Origin of the sequence: Amphibacillus jilinensis Y1 (assembly GCF_000306965.1) — a bacterium.
In the GTDB taxonomy this organism is placed as follows: Bacteria; Bacillota; Bacilli; order Bacillales; family Amphibacillaceae; genus Amphibacillus_C; species Amphibacillus_C jilinensis.
Genome location: NZ_JH976434.1, coordinates 622808 through 639907 on the forward strand (window position 1 = coordinate 622808; position 17100 = coordinate 639907).

At 34.7% G+C, this 17100-nt stretch carries 15 protein-coding genes and 1 riboswitch; all 15 genes read right to left on the bottom strand.

Going from position 1 to position 17100, the window contains the following annotated elements:
- Positions 1 to 19: 19 nt before the first annotated feature.
- The gene (locus B494_RS0103485; RefSeq protein ID WP_017470978.1) at positions 20 to 1543 is read right to left on the bottom strand and encodes an oligosaccharide flippase family protein; all 1524 of its coding nucleotides are present in this window, start codon (positions 1541 to 1543) and stop codon (positions 20 to 22) included.
- Between the two features lie 3 nt (positions 1544 to 1546).
- Positions 1547 to 2632: a polysaccharide pyruvyl transferase family protein gene (locus B494_RS0103490; protein WP_017470979.1), complete on the bottom strand. Its 1086-nt coding sequence runs from the start codon at positions 2630 to 2632 to the stop codon at positions 1547 to 1549.
- A 330-nt stretch (positions 2633 to 2962) separates the two neighbouring features.
- Positions 2963 to 4132, bottom strand: a complete 1170-nt coding sequence (locus tag B494_RS0103495) for a glycosyltransferase (RefSeq protein WP_161603085.1) — start codon at positions 4130 to 4132, stop codon at positions 2963 to 2965.
- Positions 4133 to 4255: 123 nt separating this feature from the next.
- Positions 4256 to 5317, bottom strand: a complete 1062-nt coding sequence (locus B494_RS0103500) for an EpsG family protein (RefSeq protein WP_017470981.1) — start codon at positions 5315 to 5317, stop codon at positions 4256 to 4258.
- 39 nt (positions 5318 to 5356) lie between these two features.
- Positions 5357 to 6481: a glycosyltransferase family 4 protein gene (locus tag B494_RS0103505; protein WP_017470982.1), complete on the bottom strand. Its 1125-nt coding sequence runs from the start codon at positions 6479 to 6481 to the stop codon at positions 5357 to 5359.
- Positions 6482 to 6496: 15 nt separating this feature from the next.
- The gene (locus B494_RS0103510) at positions 6497 to 7648 is read right to left on the bottom strand and encodes a glycosyltransferase family 4 protein (protein ID WP_017470983.1); all 1152 of its coding nucleotides are present in this window, start codon (positions 7646 to 7648) and stop codon (positions 6497 to 6499) included.
- Positions 7645 to 8517 (bottom strand): NAD-dependent epimerase/dehydratase family protein, encoded by an 873-nt coding sequence (locus B494_RS0103515; protein ID WP_017470984.1) that lies wholly within the window; start codon positions 8515 to 8517, stop codon positions 7645 to 7647. Before B494_RS0103515 ends, B494_RS0103510 begins: the two co-directional genes overlap by 4 nt.
- A 2-nt stretch (positions 8518 to 8519) precedes the next feature.
- Positions 8520 to 9146: a sugar transferase gene (locus tag B494_RS0103520; RefSeq protein ID WP_017470985.1), complete on the bottom strand. Its 627-nt coding sequence runs from the start codon at positions 9144 to 9146 to the stop codon at positions 8520 to 8522.
- A 24-nt stretch (positions 9147 to 9170) separates the two neighbouring features.
- Positions 9171 to 10997 (bottom strand): polysaccharide biosynthesis protein, encoded by a 1827-nt coding sequence (locus tag B494_RS0103525; RefSeq protein WP_017470986.1) that lies wholly within the window; start codon positions 10995 to 10997, stop codon positions 9171 to 9173.
- Positions 10998 to 11076: 79 nt separating this feature from the next.
- On the bottom strand, positions 11077 to 11961 hold the full coding sequence (galU, locus tag B494_RS0103530) for a UTP--glucose-1-phosphate uridylyltransferase GalU (RefSeq protein WP_017470987.1): 885 nt from the start codon (positions 11959 to 11961) through the stop codon (positions 11077 to 11079).
- Positions 11962 to 11997: 36 nt separating this feature from the next.
- Entirely contained in the window at positions 11998 to 12765 is a 768-nt protein-coding gene (locus B494_RS0103535; RefSeq protein ID WP_017470988.1) for a tyrosine-protein phosphatase, read from the bottom strand.
- A 181-nt stretch (positions 12766 to 12946) separates the two neighbouring features.
- A complete protein-coding gene (locus B494_RS0103540; protein WP_017470989.1) occupies positions 12947 to 13714 on the bottom strand; it encodes a tyrosine-protein phosphatase in 768 nt (255 codons plus the stop codon).
- Between the two features lie 604 nt (positions 13715 to 14318).
- Positions 14319 to 14891, bottom strand: coding sequence for an energy-coupled thiamine transporter ThiT (thiT, locus tag B494_RS0103545; RefSeq protein ID WP_017470990.1), 573 nt, complete (start codon positions 14889 to 14891; stop codon positions 14319 to 14321).
- Between the two features lie 197 nt (positions 14892 to 15088).
- Positions 15089 to 15196, bottom strand: a riboswitch (TPP riboswitch).
- 421 nt (positions 15197 to 15617) lie between these two features.
- A complete protein-coding gene (locus tag B494_RS0103550; RefSeq protein WP_017470991.1) occupies positions 15618 to 16307 on the bottom strand; it encodes a CpsD/CapB family tyrosine-protein kinase in 690 nt (229 codons plus the stop codon).
- Positions 16282 to 17046: a YveK family protein gene (locus B494_RS0103555; protein WP_017470992.1), complete on the bottom strand. Its 765-nt coding sequence runs from the start codon at positions 17044 to 17046 to the stop codon at positions 16282 to 16284. The genes B494_RS0103550 and B494_RS0103555 overlap by 26 nt, the downstream gene beginning before the upstream one ends.
- Positions 17047 to 17100: the final 54 nt, after the last annotated feature.

Consider the following 17100-nt stretch of genomic DNA (forward strand, 5'->3'; position numbering starts at 1 on the left):
CCTTACCATTCTACTACATTTATCTAACTAGTCTGTAAAATAGCTTTTTAATTGGTTTTCCTAGTAAATTTTTCTCGTATTGGTTCATTCCAATTAGCCACATTGAAATACCAAACACAACTACGTAAATTGTGCCAAACAGCAAAAAGAAAAAGATATTACTTAATACAAAAAAACTATTTATTACTATTCCTAAAATTACAGGGATAACCAAGGCTAGGGTGAGATTCAATATTTGTTTCCAGAAAAACTTCATATCTAAACCCACTTTCACATGATTATACCAGTTCATAATGAAACCATTTCCTATTATAAGTGATGCTGCCGTACCAAGCGCAGCTCCAATACCGCCATACACATGTGCTAGGGGAATAGTTAAAGCTAAATTTCCGAGAGCTATAAAAAAATATACCCAGGATCTAAACTGATGCATATTTTTTGCTCGTTGTATTTCTATCCCGATATTTTGAATAAGCGGAATTGTAACAGGAATAATTAACAATAATACTATTGGGTAGGAGCCGTCATAATTCTTACCTGCCCACATATTAATAAACGGCCTTCCAAAGAAAATTAGCCCACTTGAAATTAATGAAAGTATTATAAACTGTATTCTTCCAATTCTAATAAATAACTTTGTTAATTCACTATTATCATCAAAGTTTGCGACAAGTCTATGCACCCTTGGAATAAACACACTTGATATAGCAGAAGCAATTGATAGGTAATATGTGTTTAATTGTGCGGCCAAACCATAAACAGCAACTGATACAGTGCCATGAAATCTTCCTAGAATAAATTTGTCCACATTCCAATTAATTTGATCAATTAGTAAATTTATGAAAATAAATGATGAGAACACAGTCATTTCTCTCATCAGCTTAAAATCGAAATTTCTAAAAGAAAATCGCATTTTCAATTTTTTAATACAATAAATTGCATTAGCTATCTCAATCGCAACATTTAGAATTGTGGTTGTGATTACCATCCCTACCGAACCATAACCTAAGATTAATACTGGTAGAACAATGAATGGGTTAACAACGATTTTAATCATCTGAACTAGCTTCTGAAATACAAATTTCTCATTTGCTGTTATATGTGAGGTGAATACTATGTTAGGAAATGAGATAGCCAAATTTAATACCAATATCATCATTAAAATCTTGGCTCTCGATAATTCAATAATAGTTAATTCAGAGCCAAATATAACTTCAGTATTAATCGCTATTACTGTTCCTGCTATTACCGCTATAATCCCTATAACAGAAAAAATAATTAAAAACATACCATTTAGGGTGGCTATCTTTTGTTTCTCTTCTTGAATCTTGTACCTAGAATAATAGCGCATATACGCACTACCAAAGCCAAAATTTAAAACTCCTAAATAAGCAACAACCGACGCTACCAAGTTATAAAGACCATATTCACTTTGTCCCAATAACCTTATCATTATTGGAGTATAAATTATGGAGACTAGATGACCTAATCCCATTGAGATGTATGATAAGGCAGCTCCTGCCTTTAATTGATTGACTTTCATTTTTTAATTCGCATCCTCAATCTTTAAAGCATTTTTTAAGAAACTAAGAGCTAGTTCTCTCTCTTTTTCTAATATTGGCATTGCATGTGAATAGTCTATATCGAAAACTTTTTCATTAATCGTCACATTCTCAGATTTTCTTTCATTTAACTCGAATTTTTTTAATAGTGTATCGATTCTAGAATACATCGATACTGCACCGGCTCTTTCATATACAATGAATGGCTTTTCTAATAAAATTGAGAACACTGCGCCATGAAAAGAATCTGTACAAAATATCGAACTATCATTTATATAATCAATGAACTCACTCGGACCAGTTTGATAAGTATCTGATTCATTGATATCTCCTAGATTAATAATTTTCAATCCTTTAATTTCAGCTAAATTATTGATTTGTTCCTTATATTCATTTGGTATACCTCCAAGAAAATATGTTAGTAAATAGGCTTCAGTAGGTTTATTATCAGCTGCTCTTGCAACCTCAAGCCACTTGTCTTTGTTTAGAAGTACTGTTGGGTCTACAAGAACATCAGCTTCACGCCCAGAAAGGTTTTTAATGATTTTTGCTCCATCATTTTCTCTAACTGATAAATGTGGAATCTCTTTAAGCCATTTTTGATAATGCGAAATAACACTATTGGGCAACTCGGATACCCCAAAACTAGGTGCGTAGGCAATTCTCTTATTTTCATCTACGAAATCCAAAAAAAAGAAAGATGATACTTTATTCATTCTTGGATTCCAAACTTGATCACTTCCTACAACAAAATAATTAAACTTATCATTAAGTTGAGTTAGATCATCGTCCATGTGAAAAACTCTTTCAGTTTCAACTATATATTTGCATGAAAAATCTTTAAAGATTTCATGCCTTTTTTTCTCTGTAAAATACTTAGATGGACTAGTTACCCATTTTTTAATTTCTCTAAGATATAATTTATATCTATTATGTTTTTTATCTCTGTTGAAGCGTATAGTTTCAATGCTGAATCCTAATGATTTTAATGTCTCTTGTAGTGCATAATTCTGAAGTCTATTACCATAATTAAAATATCCATTTAGCGTTGCTATTGCAATTTTTTTCACATTCTCTCTCCTAACCTTTTTTGCGAAGAAAAGCTTAATAGTTTCATAAGAAATCAGATCAAAATAACAACCTTAACTTTATTAAATAACATGTTTTCATCAACATCGATATTTTTAAAAGCTTTTAAGTCCTGCTGTAAATTTAATCGATTTTATTTGTAAAATATGATTTTTATAGGCAAAACCAACAAAGGGTTTACGTTGTCTAGCCCTATTTATGCCTATCTCCCTATCTACTCCACTAAAGTTAATTTATACCAAATTAATGCCGTTAATTATCTGTAGTAGATTAGCACCTTTTTATCAGACAGTGAAATTAAAGTTTTTTAACTAATTTCTATACAGAATATTAATTTTATTTGCTATAACTTCAAAAGTATAATCTTCCGCAGTAACACGAGCTCTTTTTACTAATTGATCCATTTCCGATTGATTCTCTAATATATGTTGAATAATATTACATACACTTTCTGTACTCTTAGGCTGTGCTAAGAAACCATTTTTGCCATTCTCTATTATTCCATCAAAACCTTGACCTTTACAGCCTATTACAGGTTTAAAATTAGCCATCGCTTCTAAATACACCAGTCCGAAAGTTTCTTGCCAACTAGGAAGGGAAAAAATATCTGCTGATGAAATTTGTTTTATTGCTTCTTCATGAGACAAAGCCCCTGTGAATTTTACATACTTTTTAATTCCCAGTTTATTAACAAGCTTAATCAAGTTTTTTTTCTCTGGTCCATCACCAACCACTATATAATCAATATTTACACCTTTTTCGTGTAAAATACTAATTGCTTCAATGTTATGATTAATGCCCTTACTTTCTACTAATCTAGAAACACTTATCATAGTGGGTTTAGAAGTAGACTTGTAATCATTATTAATAGAAACTTCTTCTAAATCAATTCCATAACCAATTGTGTGAGAATCTAAATTCATAACTTTTTTAAGTTGAGTTGTCAGTCTTGGGCTCGGGCTTATAAGCTCATCCGATACTTTAAATGCTTTAGTTAATTTCCCCCTGAGTTTTCTATTAGATTGATATGTTTTATCTAAATCAGTTGATTGATATGTAGTAATTAACTTAATATTAAATAATTCAGCAATTTTCATAGCTACAAATGCATCTGGAAACCCAAAATGCGCATGAATTACTTCAAAATCAAAAGTTTTTTTAATGATTTTCACCCTTTTTAAAACACTTGCAAACATAAAAAATGAAGACAGATTAAATAAAACAGGGGACCTTTTAATGCTTAAAAATCGCGGATAATGTACTTCAATACGATCATGCACCTCAATATTTTTTGTAGAATAGTAATCATTAAATCTTTTACTACTTCCCCTTAAAATTGCTGGAACATACGGTATAGGAGATACAACTTTTATTTCATTTCCTTCTCCCAAAAGAGAAATCGCTTGTTGATGAACAACTTTTCCGTATGATTTATCGTTATTTGTTGGGTACATATGAGACAAAAATAGTATTTTCTTCATCATGTTAGATCCCTTTCTGCATTATTTTTTGATTTATAGTTATAAATTATTTGCATTAAGTTAATGCGTGAAGTTTACATATTCGTAGAATCCACTTCTAATGAAGAGTATATAATAAAAGCTTTATTGCACGAAAAATTTATAAGGTATAACTCTATGCCAACCTTCAATTAACCTAATTACACAATAAAATATTGTTATTGAGCTAATTACAATGTAGTATATCAATCTTAATTTTGGATTTTTTTCCATATTGACTGCTTTAGGTATAAAAAATATATTAAATATTTCAAAATAATAGTTTAAACGATTAAACAAAATTACTCTAGTTGACATTAAACTTGTTAAAAAAGAAAATAGTACAATTAGCAATAAAAAATCAAACTCTTTATCAGTCTTTGTAGTACCACGCATAAGAAGTCCAAACAACAGTATGGATCCACTAACTAACGATGTTAGTACTCCTCCCCCCTCAAAATATTCGGTACCTTGATAATATGAATATTCAGGCAAGACCGAAAAAACAAAGTCTAAAATTGTATCAAAACCGACTAAGAATATCACAAAACTAGTAGCAATAAACAATAATTTTTTATAATTTAATTTAATGCCATAGAATAAATATAACGGTAAAAAGATCAGGGCTAGTTGATGGAATGCCGTTGCTATCAACACAAATATTATGAATTTAAAAAGCTTTCTCTTTTTTATATAGTTATAAGCAACAATTAATAACCCAATAGCTATATATTGTCTTATAGCATTAAATGAAACAAAATAGTAATATAACGTAATAAACAAAACCACACTAAAAACTTTATTTTCCGAAGTATTTTTAATTCCATTTAAAATAAGATAGAGAACAATGAAACTAGTTACTATAATGATAGACTGCGGGTTTGAAGAAATATAGGATACTATCTTATTTAATACAATATAACCATTTTCATATCTAAATGAATCGAACATTTGAGAGAAGTCAGTTACTTTAATTAAATTAAAAGTGTTAATATAATTTACTGTGTCAGTTCCTATTAGTTCAGCTCTTAACGCAGAAACAATAAAGAGCAAAATAAATGATATCGAGAGGAATAATTTATTGTAGTTCTCTTCATTAATTCTTACCGTCTTTAGTAATAATGCAGTAAATATAATTAAACTAAACATTCCTACGTATACTATCAAATTTAATTCTCCTTCTACCTTAAATTCTTTATGAACTATTTAAATTATGCTGTTATATAGACTTATGTAGTCGTCCGTTATTTGTTCCCAATTAAATCGAATACACTTATTTATACACCTAGCTGAAATAACGTCATAGTTTTTTAAAATTTCTTGTATCTTTTTTGCCAGCTCTTTGAAATTCATTGGAGAGACGCTATATCCAACTATACCATCCTCAAATTGCCCATCAAAACCTTGTCCTTTAGAGTAAATCACAGGTAATCCCTGGCTTATCGCCTCAGCGTATACTAATCCAAAGGTTTCTGTTAGTGAGGGCATTACAAATACATCAGATTTTCTATAAAAATTAATTAGCTCTTCTTGAGAGCATTGTCTAATATGTTGAAATTCTCCTAATTTAGAAAGATATCTATAATAATCATTATCTTTCTTTTCCCCAACTAGTAATATTTTTATTTTCTTGCCAGTCAAGTCCATTATTTCTTTTTTAGCTTCGATAATACTTTCAATATTCTTTCTTTTTATAATTTGACCAACAAATAACAATGTGATTTCCTCTTTATTAACATTAAACTTTGGTCTGTCTTTGTATATATTTTGAAGCCAAAAACTCGAAATCCCATTTGGAACTACAAATGATTTCTCTGAAAAAATAGCTTGTAAGTCAGTTGGAACAAATTTATCAATTACGCTCTCTTTATAAACTTTGGATAAGAAGACTATAGTACTTGCATTTTTTAATATTTTCAGAGCATATGGTTTTAAGTGTCTAGCCTTTTTAAAATATTGGTTAACATCCGTATCTCTTACGGCTACTACGTAAGGAATCTTGTGCTTTTTAAATAATTCGTAGGCAACTCCACCGTCACTAAAGAGACTATGAGCATGAATGACATCAAGTTTAGATATATCAAAATTTCTTTCAACATCTTTGCACATTCTTAATATTTTGCTAAAATATATATACTTATCCCATCCCCTAATAATTTTGTTTGCATACACTTGATATGGATATTCACTCGGATCTACTTCTTTAATCTCAGGCTCTGTATGTTGAGGAATGTATACTTCTATATCGATATTCTTCCTATTTAGTTCTGCAAATAGGTTTTTGTATATATTACTGTAAGAAAAGCCACAGGCTATTTGTAATATTCTCATCTAGGCCCACCTTCATTAATTAGTGCATATTATAACTTTATACATATCTAAATGTTTGTTAAGGTTATTTTGCAAAGAATATATTTCCTTTACTCTTCTTAGATTTTTCTCTTTTTCCTCAGCCATTTTACCTTTATCTTTAAATAGGTCTACTACATGAGACACAAATGCATCAGCTATGTTATGAACATTATCAAGATTACCTACAACCTCAACTGGTCCGCCAGCATCTGTTGTTAGTACAACTGTTTTCCTGCTCATTGCTTCAACAAGAGTTCTCCCAAAGGACTCCGTGTTATAGTTAGAAGTCAAAATAAAAATATCAATATCATAGTAAAACTTATTAATTTCTTCTAAAGTAATATTTATCTTACCATCAAATCTAGTTTCAAATATCTTTTCTAATTTACTAAACATCAATTTTGTCTCATCTAACGCTCTATCATCCAGACAACCTACAGCCATTTTCACTTGTAAACTATCCCCAATTACAGCATTAACTTTCTCACATATTTCAACTGCTAAAGGCCAATTCTTCCAATTTGTATATCTACCGGCAAATCCAATAGTAATCTGTTTATCACTTTTTTTATCTAGGGATTCATTATAAGTTTCAAATATCTCTCCAGCAGTGTTTTCAATTATAGTATAATTTAATAAAAAGCCTCTTCTAGTTAAAGCCTCCTGCCAATATTTCATATTGAACTTAGTTGTTGTCACCAGTGTATTTAATTCTTTCATAAAGAAATAAAAAATCCCCTTGAATATTTTGTTATACTTTGTAAAAAGACCGCGTTCAGTATGAATTAGAGAGATGTCTCTCGATATTAATTTAATCTTCAGAAGTAATGCAACAATAAAAAAGCTTACCTGAGCTTGAGTATGAATTACTTTTGGGTTACTAGTATTAATAATTTTTTTCACATTCAATATATAACTAATAAAAGCAATTGGATTCTTGACTAAGTGCTTTATTCTAGTATGTGTAGTTAAATTAAAATATTTAACTTCTGAGTGTGGCTTATTAACTTTTCCTGGAGAAATTACACCAACTTTATATTTAACCTTTGTTCCATTTATTATGATTTTTGTTGACTCTTGCTCGCCTCCAACAGTATCAAGGGCATTGTCACTCATAAGTAATATATCTAAATGTTCTTGTCTCATATGCCGTTCTCCAATTCAGTCTCCTCGATCGACTCTTTAAAACCTCTTACTCGATAATTTACTTTTTCGTATTCACTAATTTCGTTTTCATACACTAAACTCCCAAAAACTTTATTCAATGTCCCTACCTTATTAATAAAAGGCTTAATGAGTGGGTTAAATATTTTTGTCAACTTCATATTCTTTCCATGGGTTTCTGCAATTAATCTTACCATTTCACTTGTCTTCACGTACTCTTTATTTTGTGGGAAAAACAACCCAGATTCTTGATAGTCTATCATTAGACGCAAAAATTCGGTTAAGTTATCAATGTGTAACATGCTTCGCTGATTATCGATATCAGGAAAGAACGGTAGCTTACGTGCAACGTTTGCTAATTTCGGATAATTTCCTTTTGATCCTTTACCATAGATCATAGGCGGGCGCAAAATCATCACTTTAAACTGCTCATCTGAGATCGGCATAATACCTTCTTCTGCTTGAAGTTTACTGTCGCCATAGAAATTGCTTGGGTTTGGCTTCGTTTCTCTAGTGATGACTTGCATCTCTTTGGAACTATCTCCATACACAATAATACTACTCATAAAGATAAATTGTTTTACGCCTTCTGCTTTGGCTTTTTTGGCAGTTTCAATCGTTAGATCACGATTGACCTTATAATATAGATCTTGTAGTTTTGGATCGCGAGATACATGCGCGATCCCAGCAACGTGAAAGACGACATCGTAGGGAGAGAAGTCCGCTTCTTTCCACTTGTCGTCTCGCATATCTAGACTATCAATCTTGTATTGATCGGGATATTGGGCTAACCATTTCGTTAAGCTAGTGCCGATATAACTGTTTTTCCCTGTAATTAAAATCCGTTTCATCGCTAGATGGACTCCTTTGTTTTTTGTTCTGCGTGTTCAGTCGTTCCTGTTCCGCCTTCAACGACACCATCACTTCTTAGTACTGAGAGGAAGGTCCCGAAAAAGCATTTCAAATCCATTTTCGCTCCGAATTTTTTAATATATTCACCGTCTAAACGTGCTTTAACGTCAATCGGCAACTCATCCCGCCCATTAATTTGTGCCCATCCGGTGAGGCCTGGAAGAACATCGTGGACATTGTACTTATCGCGTTCTTCAATTAAGTCATATTGGTTCCATAACGCGGGGCGCGGGCCAACGATTGCCATTTGACCAACTAAAATATTAAAAATTTGCGGTAGTTCATCAAGACTTGTTTTCCGCAAGAACTTACCCATTGTTGTAATATATTGGCTAGGATCTGCTAACAGATGGGTTGGTGTATCTTTAGGTGTATCTATCCGCATTGTTCTGAATTTTAAGATATTAAAGGGCACTTTGTCTTTACCTATTCGCTTTTGTCTAAAAAGAATGGGTCCTTTTGAATCGATTTTAATTGCGATGATAAGAACAAGAAAGACAGGTGCTAGTAGGATAAGTCCCACCATGGCTAAGATGGTATCTAGTAATCTTTTCACTTTGATGTACATGGTGATCATCTCCTTTTATAACGTTTAAGAAATGCTCGATTTAACTTCTTGATCAGCATAGACAATCCGCATAAGTTCATCCTTCAGTTGTTGTTGATTATATTGATCAAATTGGTCAATTAACCGTAATAGTTCTGTGGTATCGACTAGCCTCGTGCGTCCAACATAAATTTTTTCGAAAATTTCACCTGGATGAATTTCATCATCATCAAGTAATTCTTCATACATCTTTTCTCCAGGCCGAATGCCTGTAAATTCAATCGGAATATCATCTAAGCTAAAACCTGATAGTTTAATAATGTTTTGGGCTAAATCAACAATTTTAACAGGTTCACCCATATCTAATACGAAGATTTCGCCACCTTTGGCTAGTGTACCTGCTTGAATAACTAAACGCGATGCTTCTGGGATCGTCATAAAATAACGAGTCATATCTGGATGCGTAACAGTAACGGGACCACCATTGGCGATCTGTTTTTTAAAAAGTGGAATAACTGACCCGCGACTACCGAGTACATTACCAAATCGCACAGCAACAAACTTCGTTTCACTCCTAGCTGCTAAATCCTGAATTACCATCTCAGCAATCCGTTTGGTTGCACCCATCACATTTGTTGGGTTGACCGCCTTATCTGTTGACACAAGAACAAATGTATCAATATTATAAGTGTCTGCAGCTTCAGCAACATTTTTGGTGCCAATCACGTTATTCTTAATTGCTTCATGTGGATTATATTCCATCAGTGGTACATGTTTATGAGCAGCTGCATGATAAATAATGCTCGGTTGATAATCACCGACAATCTCAAATATCCGCGCTCGGTCTTGAACATCACCGATTATTGGAATAATTTCTGTTTCTGTTCCAGAAAAAGCTTGGCGTAACTCCATATCAATCGAATAGATGCTAAACTCACCATGTCCGACTAATAGGATTCGATCTGGATTAAAGCGCATCAATTGACGGCAAATTTCTGAGCCGATTGAGCCCCCTGCCCCTGTGACCATTATTGTACGGCAAGAAACATATTGTGAAATCGCTTGGATATCTAATTCAACGGGTGGACGACCTAAGACATCCTCAACATCAACATTGCGCAATGCTTTAACTGATACACGCCCAGTCGCAATATCTTCAATTTTCGGCAAAATTTGCACCTTTGCCTCTGTTTCATTACAGCTTGCTATAATTTCAGTCAGCTCACCATTTCGCAATGAAGGGATTGCAATAATAATATGATCAATTTTTTTCATTTCAACCACTTTTGCAATATCAGCGGTTGTTCCAGCAACACGGATATCAAAGATGTGCATTTTTTGTTTAAATAGATCGTCATCAACAAAAGCAACAGGATAAAGGTCAGAATCATTAGGTCCCGTTGTTAGCTGACGAGCAATCATCGCTCCAGCCGCCCCGGCACCCACAATTAATGTTCTTTTCCGCTTCTTTCCAGTGTTAATGTAACGATCCCTGAATAAGCGCCAAATAAAGCGTGAGCCACCAATAAAGGTCACATGTAATAGCCAAGTAATAATCAGTGCACGTCGATAAACCGAAAAATGATTAATAAAAAATTGAATAATAGCTGTTGAAAAAACGGAGAGAGAGACGGCATAGACTATCGCTTTAAGTTCATTCACACTCGCATAAGCCCATACCTTATGATAAAGCTTGAATAAGAATGCATAGAGATGATGAAAAAATAATAAAGCTAATACACTCACAGATACCGTAGTAGACGACCATACTGTCATCGATGGATAAACTACCCATGAAGCAATTACAATTGTTGAGCCTACAGCTAGTGAATCTAGTATTATAAGCAAAATCATCCTGTTTCGATAAGACATAGGGCGAGCTCCTTTTTAAAAATTCATCTATCTAAGAAGAAATTGATGCAGTGCAAAGAAAAGCACTGCACCATTTCAATTATTGCTTCACTTGAAATTGCTCAACCAACTCAAGCAACATTTTTTTGACATCAGCACCAATTTCTTTATTTTGCAATGCAAATTCAATCGTTGTTTGAACAAAACCAAGTTGTTCACCCACATCAAAGCGGTGCCCCTCAAAATCATAGGCATAAACCTTTTGAATCTCATTTAACATTTGAATCGCATCTGTTAACTGTATCTCTCCTCCAGCACCAATTTGCTGACGATCTAAGAAGCGGAAAATCTCTGGCGTAAAGACATAACGCCCCATAATAGCTAAATTAGATGGCGCTGTACCTAAGGCAGGCTTCTCAACAAAGTGGTTAACTTGATAGCGACGGCCAATTTTATCACCCGGATCAACAATCCCATAACGATCAGTGCGGTCCTCTGGCACTTGCTGAACCCCAATAACGGATGATTCTGTTTCTTCATATTGATTAATCAATTGTTTTAGGCATGGTACATCACTTTGGACAATATCGTCTCCTAGCAACACAGCAAATGGCTCATCACCAATAAACTTACGTGCACACCAAACAGCATGTCCTAAGCCTTTCGGTTCCTTTTGACGAATATAATGAATATCAGCCAAATTCGTCGACTGCTCAACTTTATGTAATAAATCGAGTTTATTCTTTTCTTTTAAATTTTGCTCAAGTTCAGGAGCGAAATCAAAATGGTCTTCAATCGCACGCTTCCCTTTACCTGTCACAATAATAATATCCTCAATCCCTGAAGCAACTGCCTCTTCAACAATATATTGGATCGTTGGCTTATCAACAATCGGTAACATTTCTTTTGGCATGGCCTTCGTAGCTGGTAAAAAACGTGTCCCTAAACCAGCTGCTGGAATAATTGCTTTTTTTACTTTCTTCATTATAATATCGACTCCTTTTAATAAAATGATTACTATTTAGAACATACCTAAAAACTTTTTCTTCTTAATGCGTTGTGGCTCATCTACATAAATTATATCGCCATCTATTAATAATTGAGCATTTTCCATGAAGGTATACAAGTGGTGCTGACCATATAACTCCTTAAATTGCTCTGTAGCCTCCGCCATCATAAAGCTTCGCGACCTGATATTATGAGCATCTGAGGCAATAAAATGTGTTAAATTTGCTTCAATCAGCTCATGAGAAAATTTCTTGATTTTTTTACCGAATTTACCAACAAGACTTGCTGCAGTTACTTGTGTTAATACGCCATTACGGACAAAATCATAAAGATGATTAGGGTGTTCCAATAATTCTGTATTCCGTTCTGGATGAACAATAATCGGTGTCACATTATGAACTTGCAAGTCAAATAATAGCTTTTCCGTATATCTTGGCACATGATTAGTTGGTAACTCTATAAATGCATATTGACTCGTTTCATTTAAGGTTAACAATTCGCCCTGTTCAAAACCCTCAACCATTTCACCATAAATCCGTATTTCTTGTCCTGGCAAAATCGTTAGTGGGATATCGACTTCATTAAGCTTTTCATTTAATTGCTTTACATATTGTAAAATGGATGGCTTATTATTTTCATATTGACCATTTTTATGATGAGGTGTTGCAATAATCGTGTGTATGCCTTGACTAACAGCTTCTCTTGCCATAGCTAGACTATCTTCAATCTGTTTTGCCCCATCATCAACGTCAGGTAATATATGACAGTGTATGTCGATCAAATGCAACACACTCCCTTCGTTTATATCTTGTTTAACTACGTTTGAAACCAACACTAAAAGTATAGCAGTTTCTTTTAGCAATTGGAACCTCAGCTAACATTTTTTAAGCGTTGAATGTATTAAAGTTAATGGTAAAATAAGCTTAATTTTCTAACTAACCCACTTCATCCTTCTAAGTGCCCTAAAATAAATCAAACAGCTTCCTTTTTTTAAAGCGCTTAGGTTGTTCAACCTCAAGCATTTGTCCATCAATTAAAGCTGAAGCATTTTCATTTAGAATATTGAGGGTTCGTTCGCTATGTTGCTTTTTAATGAGTTGATGTGCTTCCTTCATGCAAAAGGCTGACTCCGATTGTTGCTTAGCATCAGAACCTATTAAGTGAGCGAGTCCTGCATCTAATATTTCTGCTGAGAATTTTTTTACTTTCTTACCATATTTCCCAACGAGACTTTGTGTTGAAACTTGCGCCAATGTACCATTTCGAATCCATTCATAAAGTAGATTGGGATGTTGATAGAACGTCTTATTACGCTCGGGCTGCGTGATAATTGGCGTCAAACCATGAACTTGTAGTTCAAATAACAGTGTATCAGTTTCGCGTGGAATCGCTCCAGATGGTAATTCAACATAGATATAACCACTATTTTGATTAATCTCTAATAAGTGACCGTGTTCGTGATCTCTAATCATGTCGCGATAAAGAAAAACTTCTTGTCCTGGTATCACCGTTACTTTTATCCCTTCAATCTCTAGGCGATCATTTAACGCACATACTTCCTCTAATATATTGGCTTTCGGATTGTTAAAATGACTATTCTTATGGTGCGGTGTGGCAATAATCGTATTAATACCTTCACTAGCAGCAATCCTTGCCATTGCAACACTTTCCCCCAAGTGAGTGGGGCCATCATCAAGGTTGGGAAGTAGGTGACAATGTGTATCAATCATGGAAAACATCCTCTCTGAATTCTTCCAATCTTAATCAAAACTTGTTACCTTCCTATTGATGTATAAGCCAAATTGTGTACTAAGGAAGTAAAATTGCTGTATTTAACATATTATAGCAAGATCTTCAAAAAAATCATATCAACCAAAATTTCTATTTTATATATTAAACAGTCCTTTTTACCCATTACTTAAGAATCTACCACAAACCCCAAAATAAGTAAAGAATTTACCATATATCATATCCCGACCAAGGCGCAGGAATTCCTTTTACCCGCGAACGATCGATACTTTCGTGCGATACTCTCGTTTTTCGTGCGTTCGCTCCATACTTTCATGCGATATTCTCACTTTTCGTGCGTTCGCTCCATACTTTCATGCGATTTCCTCGTTTTTCATGCGTTCGCTCCATACTTTCATGCGATTTCCTCGTTTTTCATGCGTTCGCTCCATACTTTCATGCGATATTCTCACTTTTCGTGTGTTCGCTCGATACTTTCATGCGAAATCCCCACCTTTTCGTGCGTTCGCTCGAAAAGCGAGGATTTAAAAAAAGAACCACCTGTAATTAGGCAGTTCTTACGGGTCCTATGATGATAACAGAAATTTAAGCTGTTGTTGCAACTAGACTCGGTCGTTTATTGAATAGGAAGCTCACAGCAAGTACGTTGATAAAGAAAGATGGCAATAAGTATGAGCCGTTATAAACAAGTGAGTACATCCAAATATTCATGCCGTCAATTAATGATTCAAAGAAAACAACACCCGCTAGATAGTGGGCAACAAACCGTAATAAAACTCCCACAAGTACACCTAGTGTAACCATACCAATAAAGCGTTTCGTGTTGTCATTCTTCAAAGCTGACTGGACCGCAGGCGCAAATAGACCGGCTAAGCCAAGTACCGTGAAGGCAACGGGGTAATCCAGAGCACCTTGAACAGGGTGGGCGATCCAAGCCGTTCCTGTTGCAATTTGCAACATCCCATAAAGGAAACCTGCAAGCAACCCCCCTTTTAATCCCCAACGAAAAGCAACAATAAAAATCGGGATCATCGCAAATGATATTGATCCACCTTGTGCCCATACTTTAAATGATAGAAAAGGTAATAAGTCTAACGCAAGTGCAAGTGCTGTGAAGATAGCAATTTCAATTAAAAATAATGTTCGTTTTGATTGCAATGGTTTTTTCCTCCTAAATCGTTAATAAATTTGCTAAGCTAAGCAGTAAATCTGACTATTCGAAAAACGCACTTTCTCAAAAACTGCATTTATCTATTTACGCTTAGAAAGTACAATCCTCTCTAGAGCACACAAAAAAAGCAATGCCAAGGGGATGCTTCCTGATGGAGGACCCTCTTACATTGCTTCATTCGTGCCATCAAAAAAGCCACCATCCCTACGCTAGTACTAACTAACAGGTTCATAGGGTCAGAACATGACGTGTTCAATCTCAGCTGACCAATTCAGCTCCCCTTGAAGGCTTGTATCCTATACTTTTTTTGTTATTTTCATTATACCGAAACCTTAGATAAGACGCAACGATCAAATAAGCTCAAATCAGAAGATCTTTCTACTTCCCCTATCACATACAAATGTTCGAGCAGATCAACTGATCATCATTTTAAGCTAGCGAGTAAAACGAAACTTTAATCAGTGCGAGGAAGGCTACAGGATGTAGGTCAGGCAGACGTTGCGTTCTTAACCCTTCTTAAAGATGTGGCAGTTTTAGTCTACGATCTTACCCATCCGGTTATTGTTAATTGGGTAAATCTGAGCCCCGTTCTCTACTCCGAGGCGAACGTTTGGCGTACGGTTATCCGTGATAAAAAACAAGTTTTTCACTTAATACAAAAGCTCCCACCACCTTTTAGTAGTGAGAGCCTTATCATCAGTTTCTATATTTTTTTATTCCCCGTAGTAATAATACTGATTCTTCGTAACTTCACGATCATTGAGGACAACGCCTAACAACTTGGACTTGGCAGGTTCAAGCAATTCTTTCGCCTTAGTTGCTGAGTCTTGGTCGGTCTGTTTACTTCGTACCACAAGTAAAGACCCATCTACCACATTCGCTAAAATTTGCGCATCGGTCACAGCCAAAACCGGTGGTGTATCAAAAATAATCAAGTCATAATGACCTTTCGCTTCTTCAATAACTTGCTGCATCGCCTTTGATCCCAGTAATTCTGATGGGTTTGGTGGAATCGGACCGGAAGATAGAATATCTAAGCCATCAATATCCGACTTCGTTAGCGCTTCAAGTAGGGAGATTTCCCCTACCAATACACTACTTAACCCTCGACGATTGTCGACACGAAAAGTGTAATGTACCGTGGGTTTACGCATGTCAGCATCAACAAGCAAGACTTTCTTTTCTTGTTGCGCAAAAACAATTGCTAAATTAGCGACCGTTGAAGACTTTCCTTCAGAGGGACCAGCTGAAGTGACAAGCATCGTATCAAGGGCTTCATCCACAGCAGCAAATTGCAAGTTTGTTCTAATCGTCCGGTATTGTTCAGATATTGGTGATCGTGGATTAAGCTTTGTAATTAAATGACGCACATTATGATTAACTAGTTTTTTTCGCTTTGCCATGTAGGCTACCCCTCTCTCTCATCGTTCGTGCCGCTACATGACTTGACACAGCTAAATCACGATCGTTTATGTGTGATATAACACCGATAACTGGCAAGGACAGTACCTTTTCAACATCATCTTCTGTTTTTATAGATGCATCTAAAAATTCAAGTAAAAAGGCAAGACCTATACCTACCATAGCACCTAATACAAAGGCAATCGCCACATTTAATGTGAGATTTGGACTCACTGGTGACGGGTTAGCAGATAATTGTGCTTCATTTAAAATGCTGACATTATCGACATTCATAAGTTCATCAATTTGATCCTGAAACACTTCAACGACGGTATTCGCTATTGAAACAGCCATTGCTGGGTCCGGATCTGTTGCTGTCACCGTAACAACTTGTGAATTATCTTCATTTCCAACTGATAATTTATCACTCAATACATTTGAAGAAATGGTTAGATTTAATTCTTCAATCACTTCGTTTAAAATGCGGTTACTTTTAATAATGACATTATAAGTATTAATGAGTTCGACATTTGTACGTATGTCATTTAACTCAACTGCTGAATCTGTTTGTGCATTATTTTGATTAACTAAAAATTGTGAGTTCGCCTGATAAATCGGCGTAATAAAGAATAACGTCACCAGCCCACTAATCAGTGCAGCTCCAATGGTTAATGATAAAATAAGACCGAGTCGCTTTCTAATGACTAGGACGATTTCTTTTAGTGAGATAGTTTCCTCCATATATAAAGCCCTCCTGCTTAAACGCTTTCGCTTTCACTGCCTACTTCATTCAAC